The organism is Psychroflexus salarius (assembly GCF_900129035.1).
GTDB lineage: Bacteria > Bacteroidota > Bacteroidia > Flavobacteriales > Flavobacteriaceae > Psychroflexus > Psychroflexus salarius.
Genome location: NZ_FQTW01000004.1, coordinates 116005 through 142542, shown reverse-complemented (window position 1 = coordinate 142542; position 26538 = coordinate 116005). Strand labels below are relative to the sequence as shown.

Genomic DNA, 26538 nt, shown 5'->3' with positions numbered 1-26538 from the left:
AATGTTTTCAGATAAAAAAAAGCAAGAACCAGACTTAACTAAAGAACAAAATAAAATCGCTCAAGGTAGTACTTTTAAAGGCGATATAGAGTCTCAAGGTAGTTTTAGAATAGAAGGCAAATTAGAAGGCACCATAAAAACACAAGGCAAAATAGTTGTTGGAAAATCTGGCGTGGTAAATGGCGAAATAGAATGTGATAGTGCAGATTTTGAAGGTGTTTTCAAAGGAAAGTTAAATGCAAAATCTTTACTTATTCTTCGGTCTAAAGCCCAAATTGAAGGCGAGGTTTTTGTAGATCAACTTTCGGTAGAGCCAGGCGCTATATTTAATGCAACTTGCACAATGAAAAGTACCGTAAAATCACTAACTAGTGATGACAAAAAAACAAAACAAAAAGAACAATCAGCCTAATTCTTGGCTGTTCTTCACAGGTTTAGGTTTACAAATCGGCGTCATTGTTTATGTGATGGCTTACCTTGGTGGTTTATTAGATGAAAAGTACGAGACTTCTAAGCCTTATTTCGCATTTGGCTTAGTCATCTTAGGCCTGATAGCTTCAATTTATTCCGCCGTTAAACAACTCAATAAAATCAATAATGAATAAACCAAGCTTTAAGCCCGCGTTTATAATTTCAGTTTACCTTTTCATAATGGTAATTCTGTTTTTTATTAACCGTTTTTTTGAACCTGTAGAAAATTATAATTTAATGTATTGGTGTTATGGTTTTAATGCTTTAATCACTTCAATTTATCTTTTTTTGATATTGTATTTAGGTGAATTATTCAAGCACCAAATTGGATTCGTTTTTTTAGGTTTTGCTACAATTAAAATAGCCTTATTCTTAATATTAAAATATTACAAAGGCATTGAAATTGAAGTTACACAATTTATAGCTTTTTTTCTGCCTTATTTTGCTTCTGTCGTGTATGAAATCTTAGTGACAAAGCATATTCTTGATAAATTATCATTTAAGGAATAAAACGACTTCTTTGCCTTTAAAAACTTCTCAAAATTTGATGTAAAATATTTAGATTATTTAATTACATTTGCACCCAAATTTGAAAAGAATTAACGCAATACAAATGCAAAACTTCAGTATTACCAAGTTTATCTTAAGTTTAGTAGTCTTTTGTTCACTCAGCACATTTGCCAAAGGTGATAATGAAAGCAAAGGCGCTGTAGATTCAAAATCTGAAATCGATGCATATATCGATCATCACTTACAAGACTCTTACTATTTCAACTTTTGGAGCGATGGTGAAACTGGAGAACATGTTGGCTTTCCTTTACCAATTATTTTAATTGATGATGGGTTAAAAGTGTTTTCTTCCTCAAAATTTCATCATGGTGAAACAGTCGCTGAGGTTGATGGAAATTATTACAAAATCTATCACGGAAAAATTTATAAAACCGACGCTGAAGGAACTATATCTTTAGATGAAGATAACCACCCAACTAATTCTAAACCTCTTGATTTATCAATAACAAAAAATGTAACTACAATGTTGCTAACATCTGTTTTGTTGTTGTTGATGTTTGGTAGTTTGGCTAAAAACTATAAAAACTCTCAATTACCTAAAGGCTTTGGTCGTGTTTTAGAACCTTTAGTGATTTATGTGAGAGATGATATTGCAATTCCTAACATCGGAGAGAAAAAGTATAGAAAATTTATGGGTTTCTTGTTAACCGTATTTTTCTTTATTTGGATATTAAACTTATTAGGAATGACACCGTTAGGTGTTAATGTAACAGGTAATATTGCGGTAACAGCTTGTTTGGCACTATTTACTTATTTAATAACACAATTTAGTGCTAATAAAGATTATTGGAAGCATATTTTCTGGATGCCAGGTGTGCCAGTCCCAATGAAAATTATTTTAATCCCTATTGAATTATTAGGAACCTTAACAAAGCCGTTTGCATTGATGATTCGTCTATTTGCAAACATTACAGCAGGCCACGTTGTAATTATGAGTTTAATTGCCTTGATATTTGTTGGTAAAAATGTTTATGCCGACACTTCAATATCTTTGGCGCTTGCTTTGTTTATTTCGGTTATAGAGTTATTAGTTGCTTTTCTACAAGCTTACATTTTTACAATGTTATCGGCACTATTTATAGGTTTAGCGGTAGAAGAACATGACCATGCTCATGATGAAGAGCTTGAAACAAATGAAATTATTTAATTGTTAACTATATAAATTGTAAATTATGGAAATTCCAGTATTAGTTGGAGCAGGTTTAATTGTAATCGGTGCAGGTATGGGTCTTGGAAAGATCGGTGGTTCTGCTATGGAAGCAATTGCTCGTCAACCTGAAGCTTCAGGAAAAATTCAAACAGCAATGATTATTATTGCGGCCTTATTAGAAGGTTTAGCTTTCGCTGCACTTATTTTAGGTAAAGCATAAGCAAAAATGAAAAAATCAAACCGCCTGTAACGATTGGTTGCAGCGGTTTGTTTTAACATTAATCTGAATATTATTTATAATGGAAAAGTTAATTAACGACTTTAGTTTTGGTTTGTTTTTTTGGCAAGGAATTATCCTAATAATACTAATTGTATTGTTAAGAAAGTTTGCTTGGAAGCCAATTCTTGATAGTTTAAATACAAGAGAAGAAGGTATCAAAAATGCTCTTGAATCTGCTGAAAAAGCCAAACAAGAAATGGCTAATCTTAAAGCCGATAATGAGAAAATGTTACAAGAAGCGAGAGCTGACCGTGATGAAATGTTGAAAGAGGCTCAAGAAATGAAGAAGAAAATCATGGCAGAAGCAACTGAAGACGCCACTGAAAAGGCGAATACAATTATAGCTAAAGCACAAGAAACAATTCAGTCTGAGAAAAAGGCTGCACTTTCTGAAATTAATGAGCAAGTTGCAACACTTTCACTTCAAATTGCCGAAAAGGTTATTAAGCAAGACCTAAGTGATGATAAATCGCAAATGGAGCTGATTAATAAAATGCTAGATGACGTTAAAGCCAATTAAACCATGAGTAGAAGAGCTGCTAAACGATATGCAAAAGCACTAGTAGAATTGTCTCAGGAAAATAATAACCTAGACACAATCTACAAGCAAATGCAACAAATCTTTACAACAACTACGCAAAATAAAGAACTTAAAGCTGTTCTGCATAGCCCAGTTGTAAGCCTTTCAGACAAACTCGCTGTGGTTAAGGAAGTTTTTTCTTTTGCAGATAAAATAGTACTTGATATATTCAAGGTGCTTTGCGATAACAAACGTATTAGCCTTTTAAGTCTTGTAGCAGATGAATTTATAGTTCATTACAAACAATTGAATAATTTACAAGATGCTCAAGTTACTACTGCAGTAAAAATGACAAACGCTATTGAAGAAAAAGTACAAGCTAAAGTAAAAGCAGTCACAGGTAATACGGCTACGATTACAAATATTATAGATCAAAGTATACTCGGTGGATTTATCCTAAGAGTTAACGACTTGCAATTTGACGCAAGTGTACAAGGTAATTTAAACACCTTAAAACGAAAATTATTAAATTAAGCAACGGTCCACAAGACCAATTAACGCAATTATAAGTTATGGCTGAAGTAAATCCTGCTGAAGTTTCAGCAATTTTAAAAAAGCAAATCTCTGGCTTCGAATCAGAAGCATCACTAGAAGAAGTTGGAACAGTTTTAAAGGTTGGTGATGGTATCGCTAACGTTTACGGCTTAACCAATGCTGAATACGGTGAACTTGTTCAGTTTGAAAGTGGTTTAGAAGGAATGATATTAAACCTTGAAGCCGACAGTGTTGGTGTGGTTATTTTAGGGTCTTCTGTTGAAATCGCTGAAGGTGATACAGTTAAACGAACTAATCAAATTGCATCGATTAACGTTGGTGAAGGTATTGTAGGCCGTGTTGTTAACACATTAGGTCAACCTATCGACGGTAAAGGCGCTATTGAAGGCGAAACCATTAAAATGCCACTTGAACGTAAAGCGCCAGGTGTTATTTATCGTGAGCCTGTTTCTGAACCTATGCAGACTGGTGTCAAAGCTATAGACGCTATGGTTCCAGTTGGTCGTGGTCAGCGTGAATTGGTTATCGGAGATAGACAGACCGGAAAAACGACGGTTTGTATTGACACAATTTTGAATCAAAAAGAATTCTACGATAGAGGAGAACCTGTTTTCTGTATCTATGTAGCAATTGGTCAAAAAGCTTCTACAGTTGCTGGAATTGCTAATCTTTTAGAAGAAAAAGGTGCACTTGCTTATACAACTATTGTTGCTGCTAATGCTTCAGATCCTGCACCAATGCAGGTTTATGCTCCAATGGCAGGTGCTGCAATTGGCGAATATTTTAGAGATACAGGTCGTCCTGCATTAATTGTTTATGATGATTTATCTAAACAAGCGGTAGCTTACCGTGAGGTTTCTTTATTATTAAGAAGACCTCCAGGTCGTGAAGCTTATCCAGGTGATGTATTCTTCTTACACTCAAGATTATTAGAGCGCTCAGCTAAAATTATCAACGATGATAAAATTGCAAGTCAAATGAATGACTTACCTGAGCAATTGAAAGATAAAGTAAAAGGTGGCGGTTCGCTAACAGCCTTACCAATTATTGAAACTCAAGCGGCAGATGTTTCGGCTTATATTCCAACAAATGTGATTTCGATTACTGATGGCCAGATTTTCTTAACGACAGATTTATTTAACTCAGGTGTTAGACCTGCGATTGATGTTGGTATTTCAGTATCACGTGTTGGTGGTTCTGCCCAAATTAAATCGATGAAAAAGGTGGCTGGAACATTAAAACTTGACCAAGCACAATACCGTGAACTTGAAGCTTTTGCTAAATTTGGTTCAGATTTAGATGCTTCAACACAAAGTACTATTGAAAAAGGTAAACGTAATGTTGAGTTGCTTAAGCAATCAGAATCCAATCCTTTTCCTGTCGAGCATCAAATTGCTTCAGTTTATTTAGGCACTAAAAACTTATTAAAAGAAGTTCCTGTAGAGCGTGTACGTGAATTTGAGACTGACTTCATTAATTATTTAGAAGCAAAACACAAGGGCGCTTTAAAAACGTTGAAATCTGGTAAGTTAACCGATGAAGCAACCGATGCTTTAGAAAGTGCTGCTAAAGAAGTTGCTTCAAAATATAAAGCTTAAACACCATTTAGCTTATGGCTAATTTAAAAGAATTAAGAAACAGAATTACCTCGGTATCCTCAACGATGCAGATCACGAGTGCCATGAAAATGGTTTCGGCTGCAAAGTTGAATAAAGCTCAAGACGCTATCACTAAAATGCGGCCTTATGCTGAAAAGTTAACAGAACTTCTTCAAAATTTAAGCGCATCTTTAGAAGGTGATGCTCAAAGTCCTTATACGCAGGTAAGACCAGTTGAAAAGGTATTGATTGTTCCTATTTCCTCAAATAGAGGTTTGGCGGGTGCTTTTAATTCGAATATTGTAAAACGAACTAATGCGCTTGTGAATGAATATGCTTCTGCAGAAGTTGAATTATTTAGCATCGGTAAAAAGGCCAACGACATATTGAAGAAAAATCAAACAGTTATTGATGTTAATACCAATGTGACTGAAAATCCAACTTACGATGAAGTTGCCGAGATTGCTGAATATATTATGAAAGCTTACGCAGATAAAACCTATGATAAAATTATCTTCGTTTACAACAGCTTTAAAAATGCAGCAACACAAATAGTTAAGGCTGAACAGTTTTTACCATTAGAAACTTCAACTGAAACGCCACAAGATGCTGCTTCAACAGAGTATATTTATGAGCCAAGCAAAGTTGAAATTTTAAATGAGTTAATTCCTAAGTCATTAAAGATTCAATTATTTAAAGCGCTTCGTGATTCCATTGCTTCTGAGCATGGCGCAAGAATGACGGCAATGCATAAAGCAACAGATAACGCAACAGAATTGAGAGATGGTTTAAAATTATCATATAATAAAGCACGTCAAGCAGCGATTACAAATGAAATTTTAGAAATTGTTGCTGGAGCAGAAGCATTAAGCTCATAAATATTTACATATTTTTCAAAACTAAAAAAGCCTCGATTCACGAGGCTTTTTTAGTTCAATTAAGTTTTGTGGTTAATTTACCTCTTTAATAATATGTACAAATACTGGGAAGTGGTCGCTATAACCACCCGTAAAACCACCATCAGCAAATGCACGGAAAGGATACCCTTTATATTGCCCTTCAGGGTTTTGTAAGAAATTAGCATTAAATACGCTGGCTTTGTACATTTGATAAGTACTATAATCTTTTTGAATAAGTGATTTAGACATCATAATTTGATCAAATAAATCCCATGTATCTCTCCAAGCAATCGTGCCGATACCTTGTTTGTAAATTTTATCAAAAGGATTATAGAGTTCTTTTAGTTTTACTTTGCGTCTTTTGCCCACGCCTAATAAGTTATCAGTAATACTTTTGTTGTAAGGTCCATCATTAAAATCGCCCATTATCATAATTTTTGCATACGGATCCGCACCTTGAATGGAGTCGACGACAGATCGAGATGATTTCGCTGCTAAAATTCGTTTAGCTTCAGAACTTCCACGTGAAGGCCAGTGGTTAACTAAAAAATGTATTTCTTCGCCGTCAAGTAAACCTTTTACGTAGAGCTGATCTCTGGTATAATCTCGTTTACTCCGATCACTTCCTCTGTACATGATAAGCTCTTCAGTATCGCTAAAGGTGGGTTTAAAAATAGCTTTTTGGTATAGTAGCGCATTATCAATTCCACGTTCATCTGGAGAATCATAATGTACAATGCCGTAATTGTATTTTCTTAAAGCGGGTTGATTGACCAAGTCTTGTAATACATCAAAGTTCTCTACTTCGCAAACGCCAACAATGGCTGGCGCATTTTGAGCCAAATCGAAACCAATCTTACTAATAACGCGAGCCATATTTTTTTGTTTTTTTTCGTAAACGCTAGCGCGAACGCCTTCACTCATTTCCATAATTGGGCTGGCCTCATCATTTTTAGTGACATCGTTAATAGTGTCAAATAAATTTTCAAGATTATAAAAGGCAATGGTATTAACTTTATATTCTTTTTTTTGCGCATAAACGTTAATGCTTAGTGCGATTGTAATAACAACGAGTAAACTCTTTTTAAACATAGATTCAATTTTAAGATAATGTAAAATTAGATTATTTTTAGGCCTCAAAAATAATCAATAAACAATATTTAACTACATTTGCAGCCCGAAATAATGTTTTCTTAAAATTAAGACAATTTAATTTAAATTAACAAAATGCGTAAACTACAACTATTAAGCATTTTCACATTCCTTTTAGCATTGCAGTCTTTTGCACAGCAAACCAACGTAAAAGGGCGATTGTTCGAAGATGTTTCTGGAGATGCAATTCCAAATGCAAAGATTAGCATCGATGGTACCGAAATTAAAGTGCTTACTAACAATTCAGGGGTTTTTAACTTTGAAGGTTTAAATTTACCACTAGGTGAGCAGATTTTACTAATTTCTAAAGAAGATTATGAATCTAAAAAGTATCCTATTGTTATTAATGAAGGTCAAACTTTAGATTTAGGAGATCTTTTTTTAAATTATGACATTACTAAAGAGAACTATCAAATTAGTACAATCAGTCTTGCAGATAACGAACTAAACGGAGATGACGTCTCTTCATCAAACATTTCTGGTTTGTTGGCTTCATCACAAGATACGTATTTAAGAGCCGCAGCTTTCGATTTTAGTGCAGCCTTTTTTAATCCACGTGGATTTGATAACGCTAGCGGTAAAGTTTTAATTAACGGAATCGAAATGAATGAACAATACGACGGTAGACCAAGTTGGGGGACTTGGGGTGGCTTGAACGATGTTCAGCGTAACCGTGTATTTGTTAGAAACACAAAAGCAAGTGATTACAATTTTGGGGATATTGGTGGTACAACTAACATCATCATGCGTGCTTCAAAAATGAGAAAAGGCGGTCGTGTTTCTTATGCATCATCAAATCGTAGCTATCAAGGACGAGTTATGGGAAGTTATAATTCTGGCGCTTTAAATGGCGGTTGGTCTTATTCAGTTTTAATGTCTCGCCGTTTTGGAGAAGAAGGTTTTAAAGAAGGAACATCATATGATGCTAATTCTTTTTTCTTAGCTGTTGAAAAACAATTAAACGATAAACATAGTTTGAATTTTTCTAGCTTTTATTCTCCTAACCACAGAGGGACAAGTACTGCAATTACTCAAGAAGTTATTGATTTAAGAGGGAATGAATATAATCCTAACTGGGGTTATCATAATGGTGAGAAACGAAACACAAGAGAAAATAGAAATGAGCAACCTGTTTTTATGCTGAATCACTTTTGGGATCTTTCAGATAAGTTATCTATAAACACAAATGTCGCTTATCAAACTGGTTACAGCTCTCGTATAAGGTTAGAAAATGGCGGTACGAAATTGTACACAAACCCAAACACAGGTGAACAAACATACCTTGGTGGAGCTAGAAATCCATCGCCTATTTATTACCAGAATTTACCAAGTTATTACCTACAAGATTTTACGCCATCAGCTTCCGATTATCAAAATGCATATGATGCAAGGGAAGCTTTTGTAAATGATGGACAGTTTGATTGGTCTGAAGCTTATCTAGCGAATAAAAACTTTGGAGGTAACTCTGTTTATATGTTAAAGTCTGACCGAATTGAAGATGACCAACTCACATTTAATTCAATTATTAATGCTGAGCTTTCTGAAAATATAACCTTAAATGGAAGACTGAATTATCGAAACTTACATAGTGAAAATTTTGCACAAGTTGAAGACTTACTTGGAGGCCAACAGTTTCTAGATGTCGACTTCTTTGCTGAGGAAAGTGAAACTGTGAGTGGAGTTGCTCGAGATTTAGCACAAAGTGATTTAAATAATCCAAATCGTCTTGTACAAGAAGGAGATCGATTTGAATATAATTATGATATTGATGCTGAAGTCTATGATGCTTTTACACAACTGCAATTTAAATACAGAGCTATCGATTTTCATGTAGGTGCAAAATTTGGAAAAACAACTTACCAAAGAACAGGTAATTTCCGTAACGGATTTTATACATTGCTTGACGAAGAAACGGGAGAAATTATTGAAGACAATTCATTTGGGCCAGGAGAAGAACTTGACTTTACGACTTATGGATTGAAAGCGGGAGCCGTTTATAAAATTACTGGTCGCCACTTAATTGATTTTAACGCGGCTTACCAGCAAAACGCACCAACAATAAGGAATTCATATAGTAATGCCCGTCAAACCCATGAAATTGTTGATGGCTTGACTGAAGTTAAATCACAAGCCTTAGACCTAAGTTATATTTTTAAATCTCCTTTATTTAATGCTAGGGTCACAGGTTTTTATGCAGGTTTTCAAGATGAAACCAATGTAGGCTTTTATTTTACACAAGATTTAACAAATCATTCCCTTGAACAAGCGCCTCAGACAGATTTTAGTGCTTTTGTGCAAGAAGTGATGACAGGCATGGATCGCCGCCACTATGGTATGGAGTTTGGTGTTGAAGCTCAAGTGCATTCAACCTTAAAATTGAAAGCTGCTGGGTCATTTGGTAATTACGTTTATACTAATAATCCAGACCTTTATCTTACAAGTCAGAACTTTCCTGGTCAACAATTAAGATTTGGTGACGGCAAAACAGATATGAAAGATTTACATGTACCTGGTGGTCCAGAACGTGTATTTCAATTAGGTTTTGAATATCGAGATCCTGATTATTGGAATTTAGGTGTAACCGTTAATCATTTCTCAAATTCGTATATTAGCCCAAGTGGTATTTTAAGATCTGATAACTTTGCATTAGATCATGCTGGACTGCCATATACTTTGTATAACGAGTCTATCGCAAGAGATTTAATAAAGCAAGAAAAATTTGATGATTATATGTTGGTTAACCTTACAGCTGGTAAATCTTGGAGAATAGATGATTACTTCCTTGGTTTCTTTGCAGTGGTTAACAATGTATTAGATGAGGTCTACAAAACAGGTGGTTTTGAGCAATCACGTACCTCAAATTATATTTCTAGATTAGAAGATATGTCTAGACCAAACGGCGCATTGTTTGGAAACCGATACTTTATGGGTTATGGAACAACCTATTATTTAAATGTTTACTTAAGATTCTAAAAAATAAATTGATTATAATGAAAACGCTAAAATTTAACCACGTATTAAGCCTGTTGTTTATTGCAACAGCCACATTATTCACTTCTTGTGTAGGTGAAGACGATTATGCTGATATTACTTTTTCGGCAGTAGAGCCTGAAATAAATGGTGATATAGTAGAACTTTCTACTGTTTATGCAGAGTTGATTCAAAACAATTATGAACTTTATACTTTTCAAGGCACAAATAACTATGCAGTAGGTTATGTGGTGTCTTCAGATAATGGCGGAAATTTTTACAAAGAAATAGTAATCCAAGATAAACCTGAAAATCCTACAGTTGGGTTTTCAATTCAAGTGAATAAAGCACCTTTATTTACGTTATTTGAAGTTGGCCAAAAAGTCTACATCAAACTAGATGGTCTTTCTGTTGGTCAAGATGTTGATAATCCCAACGATATTGCAAGCGGTGATTATGGAGTCCCAGAGTTAGGCTTCAATGATGGAGGTCAGATTGGTCAAATAGGAGAATCGTTTTTTGATGATTATGTTATTAGAAGCTCCGAAGTTGCTGAAATCACACCTACTTTAGTTAACCCAGGAAATCTTACACCAGACTTGTTAAACACAGCAGTTGTGTTTGATAATGTTCAGTTTTTAAGAGAATATATGACTTTTGAAGGTGATAACGTTGTTAATTCAATTTCTTATGCTAGTGAAGATAATGACGAGTTTGACGGTGAGCGTATCTTGGAAAGCTGTGAAAATGGTAGTCAAATTATTTTGAGTACTTCAACATTTGCTGATTTTAAAGCGCTTTCAATCCCACAGGGTTCAGGTAGTGCAATGGGTGTATTGACACGTACTTTTGAAGCTGATAAATATACGTTTTATATGCCTTCACCTAATTTTATTGATATGAATGGAGAGCGTTGTGACCCATTAGTTTATTCTTGCGGTACAACAACGGCTGCTGCTAATGAATTGATTAATCTTGATTTTGAAGGTGAAGGAACAGGTCCTGTAAATGTTGCTGGTTGGACTAATTATATCGAAGCTGGTTCTGTGACTTGGGAAACTTACTCCGCAGGTGGTACAAATGCTTCTTTAGGAACTTCTGCACGAATAGGCTCATTTCAATCTGGTGATGATAGTAGTGTAGCATGGTTAATCTCTCCTGAAGTTGATATAGAATCAAACTCTAAAGTCACTTTAGAGTTTAAAACATCTAATAGTTTCTCTGATGATAGTAATTTACAGTTATTATATTCTACAAATTGGGATGGTACTGAAGCTGGAATCGCAACGGCAGATTGGGGCTTAATTGATGACGCTGTCATTGTTAGCGATGATGAATACTTCGCCAATTGGGTTGAGTCTGGTGTTGTAGATATGTCATGCTTTGAAGCGAACGGCCATTTTGCATTTAAATACATTGGTAGTGGTAGTACAGGTGCTGATGGTACTTATGAATTAGACGAAATTATGGTTAACGTAGAGTAATATCTATCTATCAACTTAATAAAAAAAACTGCTTGATTCATTCAAGCAGTTTTTTTATGCGTTAACTTTAATTTTAATACATTTGAGATTCAATACAAAATCAACTTGTCAGCATATAAATCACTTTTTAAACAAACTTTTATTTATGGTTTAGCGACAGTTCTACCACGAATGATTAGTTTTTTGTTGGTTATTGTCCATACCAAGTATTTTGATGATCGTGAATTATATGGCGAACTTTCAGTGGTTTTTGCCTATTTTGTTATTTTTAATGTACTACTAACTTATGGTATGGAAACCGCTTTTTTTAGGTTTTATAGTAACCAACCAAAATCCAAACAAAACGATGTTGTCAATACTTCAACTTGGTCGCTCATCATTACAAGTGTTATTTTTTTGGCATTGGCCTTTTTAAATCTAAATTCTATAAGTCAATTTCTTGATATTAAAGCTGATTATTTGGCTTATGTTATAGGTATATTAATTTTAGATGTTCTAGTTGTTATTCCGTTCGCTTATATGCGCGCTAATAAAAAGCCTGTAAAATTTGCAGTTATTAAAGTGACTAATGTTAGTATCAACTTCTTGCTCAATTTTTTTTTCTTAGCTTGGTTAGTTCAATTACACTCAAAATTTGAATTTTTAGAAGCGATTTATGTTGATGATTTTCAAATCAGTTATGTATTTATCGCTAATCTAATTGCAAGTTTATCATCTTTAGTCTTTGTCTTGCCGTTTTATTTTAAGCTTAAATTTAGCCTTAACACGAAGCTTTTAAAGCAAATGCTAAACTACTCTTGGCCTATTTTAGTTGCTGGTTTAGCTTTTTCGGTTAATGAGGTATTCGACCGAATTTTATTGAACTATTTATTGCCTGAAGACAATCCTAAAGAAATTATCGGCGCCTATTCCGCATGTTATAAAATTGCTGTATTTATGATGCTTTATGTTACCGCCTTTCGATTAGGAATAGAGCCATTTTTTTTCAGCCATTCTAAAAGTAAACAACCCGAAGTGGCTTATGCCACAATTACCAAGTATTTTGTGATTTTTGGAGCCCTGATTTTAATTGGAGTTGTTGTATTTATTAACCCTATTAAATCAATTATTCTTCAAAAAGAAAGCTATTATGAAGCTTTGGCTATAGTCCCAATTTTACTTGTAGCCAACTTTTGTTTAGGTATATATCATAACCTTTCGGTTTGGTATAAAGTAACTGATCGAACTAAATTTGGGGCATATATTTCAACCGTAGGCGCAATTATAACGCTTGCTGTTAACTTCAGCTTAATTCCTTATATTGGCTACATGGGTTCTGCTATTGCAACTTTAGCAGCCTATTTTTCAATGATGTTAATTTCATACCTTTATTCCCGAAAATATTATCCAATTCCATTTCAATTAAAACGCATCAGCTTATATTTTTGTGTTTCAGTTGTAATTAGCGTGATATCGTTTTATGTCATGCCAGAAAATTATATCTTCGGTATTTTAAGTTTATTAGGCTATATCACATTAATTTACTTAAATGAAAAAGATGAAATTAAACATATGTTACAAAATTAGTCAGGATGAAAGTTACCATAAAAAACACTTCTAAACATCAATTGCCAATTTATGAAACCGAGCAATCAGCTGGTGTTGATTTGCGAGCTAATTTAGATCAATCCATACAGTTGAAGCCTTTAGAGCGCGCATTAATTAAAACTGGCTTGTTTATAGCTTTGCCTCCTTGTTACGAAGCACAAGTTCGCCCCAGAAGTGGTTTAGCCTTAAAAAAAGGCATTACGGTTTTAAATTCCCCAGGCACAATAGATGCAGATTACCGTGGCGAAATTGGCGTTATATTGGTTAACTTATCTAATGAAGTCTTTACCATTCAAGATGGCGATCGTATCGCACAGCTTGTATTCGCACAGGTTGAGCAAGCTAAGTTTCTTGAAGTTGAAACATTAAATGAAACCACTCGTGGTCACGGTGGTTTTGGAAGTACCGGAATTAACTAAAACTAACATATACTAAACTTATGAAAATAATTGTACCAATGGCTGGTCGTGGCTCACGTCTTAGACCGCACACTTTAACAGTCCCTAAACCATTAATACCAATTGCTGGCAAACCTATTGTTCAGCGATTAGTCGAAGATATTGCTGGTGTTTTAGACGAAACTATAGATGAGGTTGCCTTTATTATTTCTGAAGATTTTGGCCAAGCGATCGAAGAAAAATTGACTGAAGTCGCCAAAAATTTAAATGCCAAACCAAGTATTTATTATCAAGACCAGCCGCTTGGCACTGGTCATGCTATCATGTGTGCAAAAGATTCTCTTCAAGGTCCAGCAGTTGTCGCTTATGCAGATACTTTATTTAAGGCTGATTTTAATTTAGATAAATCTGCAGACGCTGTGATGTGGGTAAAACAAGTTGAAAATCCTAGTGCCTACGGTGTTGTAAAACTCAATCAAGATCATGAAATTACAGAACTTGTTGAAAAGCCAAGTGAATTCGTTTCTGACTTAGCTGTTATTGGCATTTATTATTTTAAAGATGTTGCCGTGTTGAAGTCAAAACTTGAAGAAGTGATTGCACAAAATATGATGCGCGGTGGCGAATATCAAATTAATGATGGTATTGATAAAATGAGAGCTGATGGTGCAAGCTTTAAGCCTGGAAAAGTAAATGAATGGATGGATTGTGGTAACAAAACTGTAACTGTCGATACGAATTCACGTATGTTGAATTTTATTCAAAAAGAGGGAAAAGAACAACTGATTTCTAAAAATGTAACTCTTGAAAATGCTGAAATTATCGACCCTTGTTTTATAGGCGAAAATGTAGTTCTTAAAAATGCTAAAATAGGCCCAAATGTATCGATCGGAAATCATAGTGTTGTTGAAGATTCTAAGATTAAAAATTCGCTTATTCAAGAACATTCACATATTAAGAATGCTGCTTTAGATAACGCCATGATTGGCAATCATGCTAAATTTAATGGTGAGTTTACATCAATTAGTATTGGTGATTATTCAGTTTTAGACTAGTAAAGATGAAACAGTTTTACATTGTCATGTTTTGTATTTGGGGTTTTGCGCTACAGGCACAAAACCCTAGCATGGCTTTAGAGCCAGCAACCGATGATTTGGGCAATGTAACAGACGAATTTCAAGAACTGTTTTTTAAAGCAATCGCACAAACGGCAATCAACAATCCTTCAAAAGCTATTGAAGCACTTCAACAATGTAAAATGATAGACAGCACGCAAATGGCTGTCTACAATTTATTAGGCAAGAATCACCAACAACTCAAAAATTTCAAATCAGCTCAGTCTGCCTACCAAAAGGCACAAAAATTAGCTAGTGAAGACAATAAAAAATTAATAAGAAGACAGTTATTTGATTTGTATTTAGAACAAAAATCAATCGAAAAAGCCATTGAACAAGCATTGATTTTAAGTGAAACTGACTTCAGTTTTAAGCAAGAGCTTGCTAATTTGTATTTGCTGAATCAGCAGCCTCAAAAAGCATTAGAGGTTTTAAGACAAATTGAACAAATTTTAGGTTATTCAGATTATCGTGACCAAATGCGTTTAAATATTTACATGTCTACATCAATGTTTCAAGAAGGAGAAGCTTATTTTTCAAATCGACTTAAAACAAATACAACAGATACAAGTCCTTATTTAGCTTTATTAGAGTTATTTTCAGTTAAAAAAGATTATAAAAATATTATTAATATTGCTCTTCAAGCTAAACAAAATATCAGCTATTCAGACCAAGTCGATGCCTATTTAGCAAAAGCTTATATGGTCTTAAATCATCCTAAGAAGGCTAAAAAAGCCACTAAAAACGTGGTGCAAAGCAGGCGCTTAACTGAAGCAAAAAAGTTAGAAGTCATTAAAGCTTATAAAACATTTACAGCCCAAGATCAAGACTTGCAGCAAGACCTGTTAGAAGTTTTAAATTCGGCGATTTCAACTGAAGAACAAAGCGCTAGTAAAGCTGAATTAGCCCAATTTTATAAGACCAAAAATCCCCAAAAAGCCTATGACTACTTTAAACAAGCTTTAGACAATAAGCCTCAAGATTTTAAGTTATATAAAGAAGTGATTAATTTAGGATTAATGTTAGGAGCGTTTTCTGAAGTTTTAAACTATTCCAATTCAGCTTTAGAGCTTTTTCCTGCACAACCTGTTTTTTATTATGCTAAGTCTGCCGCATTATATGAACAAAGCAATCTTAAAAATGCTTTACAACAATTAGATATGGGATTTAGTTTACTTGTTGGTCAATCGGTATTACAGCAAAAGTTTCATACGCTTTACATCAAAATTTATAAAGGCTTAGACCAACCCGAAAAAATTAAATTTCATCAATCACAGCTCAACAAATAAATATGAGATATCAATCGGTTTTAATAATAATCATCAGTTGTTTTCTAATTTCATCCTGTAAGTCTACTAAGTCACTATCAAAAGAAAAAGACGTTGTATCTGAACGTGTGGCTTTAAAAAACTACCAAAATAATCAACCAGATTTCAAAACAATTAACGGTAAAATTAAAGCTATTTACGCTTCTGAAGACGATACACAATCTTTAAACATCACTTATCGTATAGAAAAAGATAAAACCATTTGGCTAAGTGCAAAATTAATGGGTTTGCTCACTGTTGCAAAAGTCTTAGTGACACCTGAAGAAGTTATGTTCTACGAAAAAATTAATAAGACTTATTTTAAAGGTGATTTTAGTATTGCTAAAAAGTATTTAGGTGTTGAAATTAATTTTGAACAACTGCAAAATTTATTGTTGGGCATCAACTTTTATCCTTTAAAAAAGAAGTCGCTTTATTATAGCGCACCAAACTTTGTTAGTTTAACTGAAGCTCAACCCTTAATGGTGTTTAAGGCCGTTTTAGATGCAAAACAATTTAGGTTATCAGAACAGAGTTTAGCTAAACAAAACCGTTCATTACAAGTTAATTACGATAAATTTAGAAAGCTTAACCAACAATTTTTTCCAGAAGAATTACGTATTTTAGCTAAAGAAAATCAATCAGTTATACATATTGACTTAGATTTTAAATCAGTAACTTTAAATGAAAATCTTCGTTTTCCATTTTCAATTCCATCTAATTACAAACCAATCGAGTTATGAGGTTTTTTAGAGCAATCTTATTTTTGATTATTTGTAGTGCGGTAACTTCAACAGTTGCACAAACTAAGGCAGAGCTAGAAGCAAGGCGGAAAGAAATTCAAAAAGAAATAGCTTCAATTAACAGCATATTAATTTCCACTCAGGAGCGAGAGAAGTCACTCCTAGAAGAAGTTGAAGACTTACAGCTGCAAATCAAGTCTACCGAAAAGTTGATACGGGTATATAATCAAGAAGCCAATTTAATTACACAAAATATTGATGAAAACACCCTTAAAATTGACCGCCTTAGAACTGATTTAGAGCAATTGAAAAACGATTATGCTTTAATGATTAAACAGTCATATCGCAGTAAAAATAAACAAAACCGCGTTATGTTTTTATTGTCGTCTGCATCGTTTTTTCAAGCTTATAAACGCTTGCAGTACATGAAACAATATGCTAATTACCGCAAACAACAAGGTGAAGAAATTCAGCAAAAAACAATTGAGCTTCAACAATTGAATGAACAACTTTTTGCTCAACGTCAAAATAAAGAAGCTATTTTAGCAGATAACAGAAAGGCTAAAGCAAAGCTTGTTGATAAAAAAACAAACCTTGACCAGTTGATTAAGCAAATCAAATTAGAAGAAAAAAATTATCAAAATGAACTTGAACGCAAGCAAAAAGCAATTGCTAAAATTGATCAAGAAATTGAACGCTTAATTAAAGAAGCTATAGCTCGTGAAAATGCCATTGCCGGTTCAAAATCATCAACACGGTTTAAATTAACACCAGAAGCAAAAGCCTTAGCCGATAATTTTGCAGATAATAAAGGAAAGTTACCTTGGCCAGTTGTTTCAGGAATTGTTTCTACGCGTTTTGGAAAACATCGCCATCCGATTGTAAAAACAGCTATGATTGAAAGTAATGGTGTTAGAATTGATACAGAAGTAAACAGCAATGCTAGGGCTATTTTTGAAGGAACAGTAAGCCAAATTAATAAAATTCCAGGTGCTAATATTGCCGTGATGATAAGGCATGGTGATTATATTTCAGTCTACAATAACTTAGCCGAAGTTTTTGTTGAGCCTGGCGATAAAGTTTTTAGAAACCAAGATATTGGTCGTGTTGGTATTAATTCATCTTCTGGTAAAACCACTTTGTTTTTTCAGTTATTTAAAAATTTAAATAAACTTAATCCTGAAGTTTGGATTTATAAAATGTAGGCTGATTTACAGCTAAAACCATAATTTCTAATCTTAAAGTATTGGTTAACCTAAGTGCAATTTGCAGGGTATTCATAATTTGTTGTTTTTCTTTGGAGTATTTCTAAATAAGTTTTTGTTTAAGTTTTTAGCCTAAACTTTTAAATAATCCTAATAGATTTGATAAAACTCACTTAAGCTTTTCTTTAATCAATTTTTTTAACCACTCATTAACAAGCGCAGTACAATTATTTTTTCAATTTGCGTACATATTAGTAAACCTAATAGTTATATAAGAAATTTAGATTATGGAAGACCAGAATTCTAGTATGGACATTGCAGCAATCAATGCAAAGATTAAAGAGGAAAGCGCTTTTGTAAGCCTTTTAGTGAATGAAATGAACAAAGTTATTGTTGGCCAAAAACACATGGTTGAACGATTATTAATAGGTTTATTAGGTAAAGGACATATTTTGCTAGAAGGTGTTCCAGGTTTGGCAAAGACTCTGGCAATTAATACTTTATCAAAAGCGGTTCAAGGCGACTTTAGTCGTATACAGTTCACACCAGATTTATTACCTGCCGATGTTGTTGGTACCATGATTTACAACATGAAAGAAAACGATTTTAGTATTAAAAAGGGACCAATATTTGCCAACTTTGTTCTCGCTGACGAAATAAACAGGGCGCCAGCAAAAGTACAATCTGCACTATTAGAAGCAATGCAAGAAAAGCAAGTCACTATCGGAGATGAAACCTTTTCACTTGACAAGCCTTTTCTAGTTATGGCAACACAAAACCCGGTTGAGCAAGAAGGAACTTATCCTTTGCCTGAAGCACAAGTAGACCGTTTTATGCTAAAAACCGTAATCGATTACCCAAAACTTGAAGAAGAACAACTTATTGTTCGCGCTAACCTAAAGGACGTTTACGAAAAGGTAAACTCTGTTGTATCTCTAGACCAAATTTTAAACGCTCAAGAAGCCGTAAAATTGGTTTATATGGACGAGAAAATTGAGCGTTACATTCTTGATATTATTTTTGCAACTCGTTACCCAGAGCAATATAAGCTTGAAGACATCAAACCACTCATTAGTTTTGGTGCATCGCCACGTGGTAGTATCAATCTGGCAACTTCAGCAAAATGCTATGCCTTTATCAAAGGTCGTGGTTATGTAATACCAGAAGATGTTCGTGCGGTTGTTTATGATGTTTTACGCCATAGAATTGGTATCACCTATGAGGCTGAAGCCGAAAATATCACTTCAGAAGATTTAATAAGTAAGATTATCAACGTTGTTGAAGTACCATAGATTAATTATAATCTCAATTTCAGTTGAAGTTATCAGCTTAATATAACTTAGAGGCTATGGATACTAAATCACTGCTAAAAAAAGTACGTAAAATCGAAATTAAAACACGTCGTCTGAGCGATAATGTGTTCGGTGGCGAGTACCATTCTGCCTTTAAAGGTCGCGGAATGACATTTAGTGAAGTGAGACAATATCAATTCGGTGATGATGTCAGGTCAATAGATTGGAATGTAACTGCGCGTTATAATGAGCCGTTTGTCAAGGTCTTTGAAGAAGAAAGAGAATTGACCATGATGTTACTGGTAGATGTTTCAGCGTCTAACCAATTTGCAACACATACTGAGTTTAAAAATAATATCATTACTGAAATAGCAGCAACCTTAGCTTTTTCAGCTACAAAAAATAATGATAAAATTGGCTTAATGCTTTTTTCAGATCAAATTGAGCTTTACATTCCGCCTAAAAAAGGGCGCTCACATGTGTTGAGAATCATACGTGAGTTAATTGAATTTGAGCCAAAAAGTAAAAAAACTGACTTGTCAAAAGCTTTTAAGTACATGGTAGATGTACTCAAGAAAAAGGCAATTGTGTTTGTATTGTCTGATTTTATGAGTCAGGATTATCAACACACCTTAAAAATTGCTGCAAAAAAGCACGATTTAACAGGAATTAGAATATTTGACAAAGGTGAAACTGAAATGCCAAATATTGGCTTAGTACAACTTGAAGACGCCGAATCGGGACAGCTTACTTGGGTAAATACAGCTTCAAAACTAACACGATTAAACTATGCTAAGCATTATAATTCACAAGTTGAATATTTTAATAAAGCATTTAAATTAAGTGGTTCTGGGCAAATTCATTGCCGAGTAGATCACAGTTACGTTAAAAAACTATTAGCTTATTTTAAGGCCAGATAATATGCAAAATTTTACCAAACATATCATTTTTACCCTTAGTAAACTAATACTTATAATTGGTATTCTAGGTGCTTTTCAAAGCTTAAATGCACAGCAAGTAGAAGCCCAACTTGATACGGCTAAAATGCGTATTGGTGAGCAAATTAACTATAAAATTACAGTTGATGGCATATCAAACCAAGACTTAGTTGTTTTCCCAAAAGCACAGAGTTTTGTGCCACTTGAACTAGTTGAAGATCTACCAATAGATACTTCAACCGTAGATCAAGACTTGTTTCGCTTGATTAAGTCGTATAAACTCACACAATTTGATTCTGGTGCTTATACAATTCCACCGCAGCTTTTAAAAATAAATAACAAACCTTATTTAACTGACAGTTTAAAGGTTTTAGTTAATACTGTTGAAGTTGATACAACAAAACAGAATTTGTTTCCGATTAAGCGTGAAATCAATGTAGAAAAGCCATTTCAAGTCCCTAGTTGGGTTTGGTGGTTAATTGTTACAATACTGATTTTAGTTTTGGCTTATGTATTATATTTTAAATATCGCAAACAAAAAGATGAATCAAAAAGGCGTTTACCACCTTTTGAGCAAGCAAAATTAGAACTTGAAACACTTGAAAATAAAGGCTATATTGAAAGCAGGAAGTTAAAAGCTTATATCACAGAGCTCACTAACATTAGTCGTCGCTATTTAGAAGAAAAAATTGAAGTCAGCGCGATGGAATATACAACTGGAGAATTAATGCAGGCCTTGTATCAAAAACGTGACAATAAGCAAGTGCTATTTAAAGATGAATATCTAGAAAGCTATAATTCTATTTTAGTAGACGCAGATTTAGCAAAATTTGCAGGTCATCGACCAGATGTAATCACATTAAAATCATATAAAAAACAGATTTTAAAGTTTATCAAGCATGTTCAAAGTGCAATTCCACAACCAACTGATGCTGAAAAGAAAAACGATGAAGCTTTTCAAGCAAAACTAAAACATAAAAGACGTAAGCAAAAGCTCATTTTTGGGAGCCTTATCGTCGTCTTGATTTTGGTAGCTTTGTCTTCAGTATTAATTGCAACAAAAGGCTTTGATTATGTTAAGGACAGTGTTTTTGGTAATGAGACCAAAGCTATGCTTGAGAATGACTGGATCACGAGTGAATACAGTGTGCCGAGTATTCAAATTACGACACCAGAAGTTTTAGTTCGTCAAAACCCTGATAGCCTAGGTATTAAAGCACCTCAAAACTTAGAAAGTGAAATTTTTGCCTCAGGAAGCTTATACAGTAAACTTTATGTTGTATTAAGTCAAGTTAATTTTGAAGGCAAAAAAGAATTTGAACTAGACCAAGCGCTTGATGGTGTTTACAAAAATCTAGAAAGTAAAGGTGCTTATAACATTTTAACCAAAACAGAAGATTTTAAAACTCTTGAAGGCGTTGAAGGGATTAAAGTTTTTGGAAGCTTTGCTATAGAAAACCCAATTACCCAAAGTGATATTAAGAAAAACTATCAAATCTTAAATTTTGGTTACGCAGGAAATTACCAGCAATTAACCATTATTTATAATGAAGGCGATGAATATGCTGAAACTATTACGAAACGTATTATTAATTCAGTTGAATTTGAAAAACCAAAGCTAAATGCTAAGTAATCTCACATTCGAACATCCGCAATGGTTTACGGCACTTTTAGTCTTGCCACTATTAATGCTTTGGTACATTTTAAAGCACAAACAACAATGGGCTAGTTTAACTTTGTCAAGCACCAAAGGCTTTAACAAATCATCCAGTATTTTACCTAGATTACGCCATTTTCTATTTGTGTTTAGGCTATTAGCTTTAGCGTTGTTAATTACGGCAATGGCAAGACCAAGAACAGTAGATGAAAGTACTAAAATTAAAAAAACTGAAGGTATAGATATCGTCATGGCAATTGATGTTTCAGCAAGTATGCTAGCAAAAGATTTAAAGCCGAATCGTTTAGAAGCTTTGAAAAAAGTAGCCACAGATTTTGTTAGTAACAGACCAAACGATCGTTTTGGAATGACTGTTTTTTCAGGTGAAAGTTATACCAAAACACCGTTAACAAGCGACAAAGAAATTACTTTAAATGCCATACAATCAATTGAATATTCAGAAATTATAGAAGGTGGTACAGCTATCGGTATGGGCTTAGCAACATCAGTTAATAAGTTAAAAGATAGTAAAGCCAAAAGCAAGGTCATAATACTACTAACCGATGGTGTTAACAATACTGGATTTATAGATCCTGAAACAGCCACCGAACTTGCCATTGAATATGGTATTAAAACCTATACCATTGGCCTAGGAAGCAACGGCGAAGCTTTATCACCTGTAGCAGTAAGACCTAACGGAAGTTTTGTATACCGTAATGTTAAAGTTGAAATTGATGAAGAATTGTTAAAAACTATTGCCGATAAAACAGGTGGTAAATACTTTAGAGCAACAACTAATTCAACTTTAAAAGCGATATATGATGAAATAGATCAACTAGAAACTTCAGAAATAGAGGAATTGAAGTTTTATAACTATGACGAAAAATTTAGATTGCTTTTGTTAATTGCACTAGGTTTATTAGTTCTCGAACAATTATTAAAATTCACTTTATTTAGAAGCTTGGTATAATGTATGTATTAGAAGAAACATCTTACTTTTGGTTGTTAGCAGTTATTCCCATTTTACTGTTTATATACCTTTTATACCGAAATTGGCAAGTAAAAACCCAATTGAAATTTGCTGAAATTAAATTTTTCAAGCAGTTATCGCCTAAACATTCAAGAATAAAGTCTTTTGTTAAACTGAGTCTTTTGCTCTTGGCTATCGGTTTATTGAGTATTTCACTAGTTAATCCTAAAATGGGAACTAAAATTGAAACTCTAAAGCGTGAAGGAATAGATATTGTTTTTGCTTTAGATGTTTCAAAAAGTATGTTGGCTGAAGATATTGCACCCAATCGTTTAGAAAAATCTAAACAAATTATTAATCAAATCATTAATAAATTAACCGCTCACCGTGTCGGTTTAATTGGCTATGCAGGAAGTGCTTTTCCTCAAATTCCTATCACAACAGATTACGCCACAACTCGTACGTTTTTAAAAGCCATGAACACCAATATGGTGTCTAGCCAAGGAACTGCCATCAACCAAGCTATAGACCTGTCACTTACCTATTATAATGACGAGCAAACTAATAAAGTATTAGTTATTTTGAGTGATGGTGAAAACCATGATACTAATATTAATGCGATTACAAAAAAAGCAGCAGAAGCTGGTATAAAGGTCTATACTATTGGTGTTGGCACACAAAAAGGCGCGCCAATTCCACTTAAAGAAAATGGTCGTGTTTTAAGCTATAAAAAAGACCAAAATAACGAAACAGTCATTACAAAACTTAATACTTCAACATTAACAAACATCGCCAAAATAGGAAATGGTAAATACATTCCTGGCTTAAATTCTTCAGAAGCGGTAAAGCAATTATTTGAAGCTATTACCGAAATTGAAAAAACCGAATTTGAATCTAAACAATATGCCGATTATAAGAGCCAATTTCAATGGTTTTTAGGATTTGCCATTTTGTTAATTATACTTGAAAGCTTTATTTTCGATAAGAAAACAGCTTGGGTCCAAAAATTAAATCTTTTTAATGAAAACGAAAACGACCATGAAAAATCAAATTAAACTAATGCTAATATTTTTTGCGTTGAGTTTTACAGGTGTTTTCGCCCAAAGTAAAGCCAATTCTAAAACTCAAAAACGCATCTTAGCTGAAGCATACGAAAAAGCTAAAGAAGGCGATTTTGCAAATGCTGAAGCCGATTACCGAAAAGCGCTAGCAACACCAAGTAACAAGTCTACAGCAGCCTATAATTTTGCTAATTTGTATATTGATAATGATAAAGCGGAGTCAGCCCAAAAGCGAATTTTAGAAGCTATTGAAAATACCGATGATAAATCTATAAAACATAAAGCCTTTCATAATTTAGGGAATACATTTATGAAAGAAAAAAAATACCAAGCTGCTATTGAAGCCTATAAAAATGCTTTACGTAACAATCCAAACGATGAAGAAACACGTTATAATTATGCCTTAGCTAAAGAAAAGCTAAAGAAAGAAAAAAATGATGGCGGTGGCGATGGTGATGATAAAAAAGATCAAAATAAAGATCAGAAAAAACAAGATCAAAAAGACGAATCTAAAGACGATAATTCTAAAAAAGATCAAAAAGATAAAGGCGACCAAAAAGATCAGGACAAGAAAGAAGGTAATCAAGACAAGCAAAAAAATAACGAACAAGAAGACGGGAAACAGAATAAAAATAAAAAGTCAAACAAGCCAAAAAAATCTAAAGATGGCCAAGGTAAAGATAACCCGCAACCAAAACCACAAAAGGGCAAACTATCGCCAGAACAAGTACAGCGTTTGCTAAAGGCTATACAAAACCAAGAAAATAAAATTCAGGAAAAAGTAAATGCTAAAAAGGCAAAAGGATCTAAAGTAAAAACTGAAAAAGATTGGTAGCATGCTAAAGAAAATCAGTTTCATATTCAGTTTGTTTTGCGTCACTTTTATGACGGCGCAAGTGACATTTGTAGCTAAAGCAAGTCGAGAAAAAGTAGGGATTAATGAACGTATTAAAGTTGAGTTTGAAGTCAATAAAGATGGCGATAATTTTATAGCACCAGATTTTGAAGGCTTTAAACGTATTGCAGGTCCAGGACAGTCGGTTAAACAGCAATGGGTTAATGGTAAAAGTTCATTTTCAAAAACATATACTTACTTTATACAACCTATGAAGCGTGGTCAACTAACTATTGGTCAAGCCGAGATTGAAGTTCAAGGCCAAGTTTATAAAACATCGCCAATTACTATAGAAGTAACAGCTGCTGTCGATAACCCAGACGATGGTAATGGTAACAGAATCGATTTATCTGATGCGATTCACTTAGTAGCAGAAGTTAGTGACTACAAGCCTTATGTAAACGAAGGTATTTCTGTAGTTTACAAATTATACGTTAACCAAACCACCAATGTTCGCAATTGGAGAAGCCTTGATGAACCGAAATACAACAATTTCTGGAGTCAAATTATTGAAATTGACCAACCTGAAGTAAAACAAGGCACTTACGGCGGAAGTAACTACCGTTATGTTGAATTAAGAAAGACTGTGCTATATCCTCAAAAAAGTGGAAAATTAACAATTGAACCTTTATCATTATCAGTTTCGGTTGAAGTACCTAGTAATAGAAGAGATTTTTTTGGTCGCCGTTTGTATGATGTCGTTGAACGCACAATTTCAGCAAAGGCTAAAACCGTAGATGTTAAAGCTTTACCTGAAGCTAATAAGCCAGCTGATTTTTCTGGTGCTGTTGGTAAGTTTAGTTTAAATACAAGCCTTAGTAAAACTGAACTTTTAGCTAGTGAATCTCTAAATTATGAAGTTAAAGTTTCTGGTAATGGTAACTTAAGGTTGTTTTCCCTACCAAAGCCTAAGTTTCCATCTTCAGTAGATGTTTATGATCCTGAACATGATGAAAAAGTTAGTACAAGATTATCAGGTTTGCGTGGTCAAATTACCGATAATTATACCATTGTGCCTAATGTAGCAGGAAGCTTAGAAATTAATCCTGTTCAGTTTTCTTATTTCGACGCTTCTGAAGAAACTTACAAAACTTTAACAAGCAAAGCGCAAGTCATTAAGGTTAACCCTAATCCAAATCTTGCTTCAGCTAATAACACATCAGCTACTTCAACGGGAAATTCGGTGGCTTCAACAGGAGCTAAAAATATTATTTCTACAACTAATACCTTCAACTTTATTGAACTTGAAACAGAGTTTTCAGCTATCAATTCTAATAGATTTTATAATTCATTTTGGTTTTGGCTATTAATTATACTTTCGTTAGGTGGTATTCCTTTAGCTATTCTTATCAAAAAATTTATTCGATCTAAATCAGGTATACGAAATACTGACCATAAACGGGCCAATAAATTGGCAAAACGCTATTTAAGCGGCGCAAAACAATCTATAGGAACAAGTGAGGCTTTTTATATGAATTTAGAATTGGCCTTACACAAATTCTTGAAAGCAAAATTACGTATTGAAACACAAGAACTTACAAAAGAAGGCTTGCGTGATAAATTAAGTGCAAAACAAGTTAATGATAGCGAAATTGAAGCGGTGATTAAATTGATAGAAAAATGTGAATTAGCGCGTTATGCATCTGAAGCTAATCAAGATATGCAAACTGATTATAAACAAGCTACAGAATTAATTTCTAACATAGACAAACAATTATAGC

Annotated in this window: 25 protein-coding genes; 24 read left to right on the top strand and 1 reads right to left on the bottom strand. The window is 33.8% G+C overall.

Translation table 11 applies throughout. The annotated features are described in order from the left end of the window. Position 1: 1 nt before the first annotated feature. The 9 genes from BUB82_RS06710 (at position 2) to atpG (ending at position 6022) form a co-directional block, all read left to right on the top strand. Positions 2-412, top strand: a complete 411-nt coding sequence (locus tag BUB82_RS06710) for a bactofilin family protein (RefSeq protein WP_073192838.1) — start codon at positions 2-4, stop codon at positions 410-412. Then, positions 375-605 carry an AtpZ/AtpI family protein gene (locus tag BUB82_RS06705; RefSeq protein WP_073192837.1) on the top strand — a complete coding sequence of 77 codons (231 nt, stop codon included), beginning with the start codon at positions 375-377 and terminating at the stop codon, positions 603-605. Before BUB82_RS06710 ends, BUB82_RS06705 begins: the two co-directional genes overlap by 38 nt. Before the next feature lie 103 nt (positions 606-708). Then, positions 709-981, top strand: coding sequence for a hypothetical protein (locus BUB82_RS06700; protein ID WP_143185660.1), 273 nt, complete (start codon positions 709-711; stop codon positions 979-981). 103 nt (positions 982-1084) lie between these two features. Next, the gene (gene atpB, locus BUB82_RS06695; protein ID WP_073192835.1) at positions 1085-2188 is read left to right on the top strand and encodes a F0F1 ATP synthase subunit A; all 1104 of its coding nucleotides are present in this window, start codon (positions 1085-1087) and stop codon (positions 2186-2188) included. A gap of 25 nt (positions 2189-2213) precedes the next feature. After that, positions 2214-2411 (top strand): ATP synthase F0 subunit C, encoded by a 198-nt coding sequence (gene atpE, locus BUB82_RS06690; protein WP_073192834.1) that lies wholly within the window; start codon positions 2214-2216, stop codon positions 2409-2411. A gap of 79 nt (positions 2412-2490) precedes the next feature. Next, positions 2491-2991, top strand: a complete 501-nt coding sequence (locus BUB82_RS06685) for a F0F1 ATP synthase subunit B (protein ID WP_073192833.1) — start codon at positions 2491-2493, stop codon at positions 2989-2991. A 3-nt stretch (positions 2992-2994) separates the two neighbouring features. Then, positions 2995-3525 carry an ATP synthase F1 subunit delta gene (gene atpH, locus BUB82_RS06680; RefSeq protein ID WP_073192832.1) on the top strand — a complete coding sequence of 177 codons (531 nt, stop codon included), beginning with the start codon at positions 2995-2997 and terminating at the stop codon, positions 3523-3525. Between the two features lie 38 nt (positions 3526-3563). After that, complete coding sequence (gene atpA, locus BUB82_RS06675) at positions 3564-5144, top strand: F0F1 ATP synthase subunit alpha (protein WP_073192831.1); 1581 nt, start codon at positions 3564-3566, stop codon at positions 5142-5144. Positions 5145-5158: 14 nt separating this feature from the next. Then, the gene (gene atpG, locus BUB82_RS06670) at positions 5159-6022 is read left to right on the top strand and encodes an ATP synthase F1 subunit gamma (protein ID WP_073192830.1); all 864 of its coding nucleotides are present in this window, start codon (positions 5159-5161) and stop codon (positions 6020-6022) included. A gap of 72 nt (positions 6023-6094) precedes the next feature. On the opposite strand, the gene BUB82_RS06665 is transcribed toward atpG, so the two are convergent. Next, on the bottom strand, positions 6095-7135 hold the full coding sequence (locus tag BUB82_RS06665; protein WP_073192829.1) for an endonuclease/exonuclease/phosphatase family protein: 1041 nt from the start codon (positions 7133-7135) through the stop codon (positions 6095-6097). A gap of 135 nt (positions 7136-7270) precedes the next feature. Here BUB82_RS06665 and BUB82_RS06660 point away from each other — a divergent pair, with 135 nt between their 5' ends. From BUB82_RS06660 to BUB82_RS06590, 15 genes are all read left to right on the top strand, one after another. Beyond that, on the top strand, positions 7271-10168 hold the full coding sequence (locus BUB82_RS06660; RefSeq protein ID WP_073192828.1) for a TonB-dependent receptor: 2898 nt from the start codon (positions 7271-7273) through the stop codon (positions 10166-10168). A 17-nt stretch (positions 10169-10185) separates the two neighbouring features. Beyond that, positions 10186-11649, top strand: a complete 1464-nt coding sequence (locus BUB82_RS06655; protein WP_073192827.1) for a DUF5689 domain-containing protein — start codon at positions 10186-10188, stop codon at positions 11647-11649. A gap of 105 nt (positions 11650-11754) precedes the next feature. Beyond that, positions 11755-13215, top strand: coding sequence for a lipopolysaccharide biosynthesis protein (locus BUB82_RS06650; RefSeq protein WP_073192826.1), 1461 nt, complete (start codon positions 11755-11757; stop codon positions 13213-13215). Positions 13216-13220: 5 nt separating this feature from the next. Continuing rightward, positions 13221-13655, top strand: coding sequence for a dUTP diphosphatase (gene dut / locus BUB82_RS06645; RefSeq protein ID WP_073192825.1), 435 nt, complete (start codon positions 13221-13223; stop codon positions 13653-13655). Between the two features lie 20 nt (positions 13656-13675). After that, complete coding sequence (locus BUB82_RS06640; RefSeq protein ID WP_073192824.1) at positions 13676-14689, top strand: sugar phosphate nucleotidyltransferase; 1014 nt, start codon at positions 13676-13678, stop codon at positions 14687-14689. A 5-nt stretch (positions 14690-14694) separates the two neighbouring features. Then, positions 14695-16038: a tetratricopeptide repeat protein gene (locus tag BUB82_RS06635; RefSeq protein WP_143185659.1), complete on the top strand. Its 1344-nt coding sequence runs from the start codon at positions 14695-14697 to the stop codon at positions 16036-16038. Between the two features lie 2 nt (positions 16039-16040). After that, the gene (locus BUB82_RS06630) at positions 16041-16799 is read left to right on the top strand and encodes a lipoprotein insertase outer membrane protein LolB1 (protein WP_143185658.1); all 759 of its coding nucleotides are present in this window, start codon (positions 16041-16043) and stop codon (positions 16797-16799) included. Next, positions 16796-18004, top strand: a complete 1209-nt coding sequence (locus BUB82_RS06625) for a murein hydrolase activator EnvC family protein (RefSeq protein WP_073192821.1) — start codon at positions 16796-16798, stop codon at positions 18002-18004. The genes BUB82_RS06630 and BUB82_RS06625 overlap by 4 nt, the downstream gene beginning before the upstream one ends. A gap of 287 nt (positions 18005-18291) precedes the next feature. Further along, complete coding sequence (locus BUB82_RS06620) at positions 18292-19296, top strand: AAA family ATPase (RefSeq protein ID WP_073192820.1); 1005 nt, start codon at positions 18292-18294, stop codon at positions 19294-19296. 56 nt (positions 19297-19352) lie between these two features. After that, positions 19353-20216 carry a DUF58 domain-containing protein gene (locus tag BUB82_RS06615; RefSeq protein ID WP_073192819.1) on the top strand — a complete coding sequence of 288 codons (864 nt, stop codon included), beginning with the start codon at positions 19353-19355 and terminating at the stop codon, positions 20214-20216. A gap of 1 nt (position 20217) precedes the next feature. Next, a complete protein-coding gene (locus tag BUB82_RS06610; protein WP_073192818.1) occupies positions 20218-21867 on the top strand; it encodes a hypothetical protein in 1650 nt (549 codons plus the stop codon). Next, entirely contained in the window at positions 21857-22861 is a 1005-nt protein-coding gene (locus tag BUB82_RS06605) for a vWA domain-containing protein (RefSeq protein ID WP_073192817.1), read from the top strand. The genes BUB82_RS06610 and BUB82_RS06605 overlap by 11 nt, the downstream gene beginning before the upstream one ends. Continuing rightward, positions 22861-23916: a vWA domain-containing protein gene (locus BUB82_RS06600; RefSeq protein ID WP_073192816.1), complete on the top strand. Its 1056-nt coding sequence runs from the start codon at positions 22861-22863 to the stop codon at positions 23914-23916. The genes BUB82_RS06605 and BUB82_RS06600 overlap by 1 nt, the downstream gene beginning before the upstream one ends. Further along, positions 23882-24757, top strand: a complete 876-nt coding sequence (locus BUB82_RS06595; protein ID WP_073192815.1) for a tetratricopeptide repeat protein — start codon at positions 23882-23884, stop codon at positions 24755-24757. Before BUB82_RS06600 ends, BUB82_RS06595 begins: the two co-directional genes overlap by 35 nt. 1 nt (position 24758) lies before the next feature. Then, a complete protein-coding gene (locus tag BUB82_RS06590) occupies positions 24759-26537 on the top strand; it encodes a BatD family protein (protein ID WP_073192814.1) in 1779 nt (592 codons plus the stop codon). Position 26538 lies beyond the last annotated feature (1 nt).

What these genes read in the sequence shown, in the direction of transcription:
- BUB82_RS06710 (WP_073192838.1), top strand. Translation starts at nt 2, where the DNA reads ATGTTTTCAGATAAAAAAAAGCAAGAACCAGACTTAACTAAAGAACAA.
- BUB82_RS06705 (WP_073192837.1), top strand. Translation starts at nt 375, where the DNA reads ATGACAAAAAAACAAAACAAAAAGAACAATCAGCCTAATTCTTGGCTG.
- BUB82_RS06700 (WP_143185660.1), top strand. Translation starts at nt 709, where the DNA reads ATGTATTGGTGTTATGGTTTTAATGCTTTAATCACTTCAATTTATCTT.
- atpB (WP_073192835.1), top strand. Translation starts at nt 1,085, where the DNA reads ATGCAAAACTTCAGTATTACCAAGTTTATCTTAAGTTTAGTAGTCTTT.
- atpE (WP_073192834.1), top strand. Translation starts at nt 2,214, where the DNA reads ATGGAAATTCCAGTATTAGTTGGAGCAGGTTTAATTGTAATCGGTGCA.
- BUB82_RS06685 (WP_073192833.1), top strand. Translation starts at nt 2,491, where the DNA reads ATGGAAAAGTTAATTAACGACTTTAGTTTTGGTTTGTTTTTTTGGCAA.
- atpH (WP_073192832.1), top strand. Translation starts at nt 2,995, where the DNA reads ATGAGTAGAAGAGCTGCTAAACGATATGCAAAAGCACTAGTAGAATTG.
- atpA (WP_073192831.1), top strand. Translation starts at nt 3,564, where the DNA reads ATGGCTGAAGTAAATCCTGCTGAAGTTTCAGCAATTTTAAAAAAGCAA.
- atpG (WP_073192830.1), top strand. Translation starts at nt 5,159, where the DNA reads ATGGCTAATTTAAAAGAATTAAGAAACAGAATTACCTCGGTATCCTCA.
- BUB82_RS06665 (WP_073192829.1), bottom strand. Translation starts at nt 7,135, where the DNA reads ATGTTTAAAAAGAGTTTACTCGTTGTTATTACAATCGCACTAAGCATT.
- BUB82_RS06660 (WP_073192828.1), top strand. Translation starts at nt 7,271, where the DNA reads ATGCGTAAACTACAACTATTAAGCATTTTCACATTCCTTTTAGCATTG.
- BUB82_RS06655 (WP_073192827.1), top strand. Translation starts at nt 10,186, where the DNA reads ATGAAAACGCTAAAATTTAACCACGTATTAAGCCTGTTGTTTATTGCA.
- dut (WP_073192825.1), top strand. Translation starts at nt 13,221, where the DNA reads ATGAAAGTTACCATAAAAAACACTTCTAAACATCAATTGCCAATTTAT.
- BUB82_RS06640 (WP_073192824.1), top strand. Translation starts at nt 13,676, where the DNA reads ATGAAAATAATTGTACCAATGGCTGGTCGTGGCTCACGTCTTAGACCG.
- BUB82_RS06635 (WP_143185659.1), top strand. Translation starts at nt 14,695, where the DNA reads ATGAAACAGTTTTACATTGTCATGTTTTGTATTTGGGGTTTTGCGCTA.
- BUB82_RS06630 (WP_143185658.1), top strand. Translation starts at nt 16,041, where the DNA reads ATGAGATATCAATCGGTTTTAATAATAATCATCAGTTGTTTTCTAATT.
- BUB82_RS06625 (WP_073192821.1), top strand. Translation starts at nt 16,796, where the DNA reads ATGAGGTTTTTTAGAGCAATCTTATTTTTGATTATTTGTAGTGCGGTA.
- BUB82_RS06620 (WP_073192820.1), top strand. Translation starts at nt 18,292, where the DNA reads ATGGAAGACCAGAATTCTAGTATGGACATTGCAGCAATCAATGCAAAG.
- BUB82_RS06615 (WP_073192819.1), top strand. Translation starts at nt 19,353, where the DNA reads ATGGATACTAAATCACTGCTAAAAAAAGTACGTAAAATCGAAATTAAA.
- BUB82_RS06610 (WP_073192818.1), top strand. Translation starts at nt 20,218, where the DNA reads ATGCAAAATTTTACCAAACATATCATTTTTACCCTTAGTAAACTAATA.
- BUB82_RS06605 (WP_073192817.1), top strand. Translation starts at nt 21,857, where the DNA reads ATGCTAAGTAATCTCACATTCGAACATCCGCAATGGTTTACGGCACTT.
- BUB82_RS06600 (WP_073192816.1), top strand. Translation starts at nt 22,861, where the DNA reads ATGTATGTATTAGAAGAAACATCTTACTTTTGGTTGTTAGCAGTTATT.
- BUB82_RS06595 (WP_073192815.1), top strand. Translation starts at nt 23,882, where the DNA reads ATGAAAACGAAAACGACCATGAAAAATCAAATTAAACTAATGCTAATA.
- BUB82_RS06590 (WP_073192814.1), top strand. Translation starts at nt 24,759, where the DNA reads ATGCTAAAGAAAATCAGTTTCATATTCAGTTTGTTTTGCGTCACTTTT.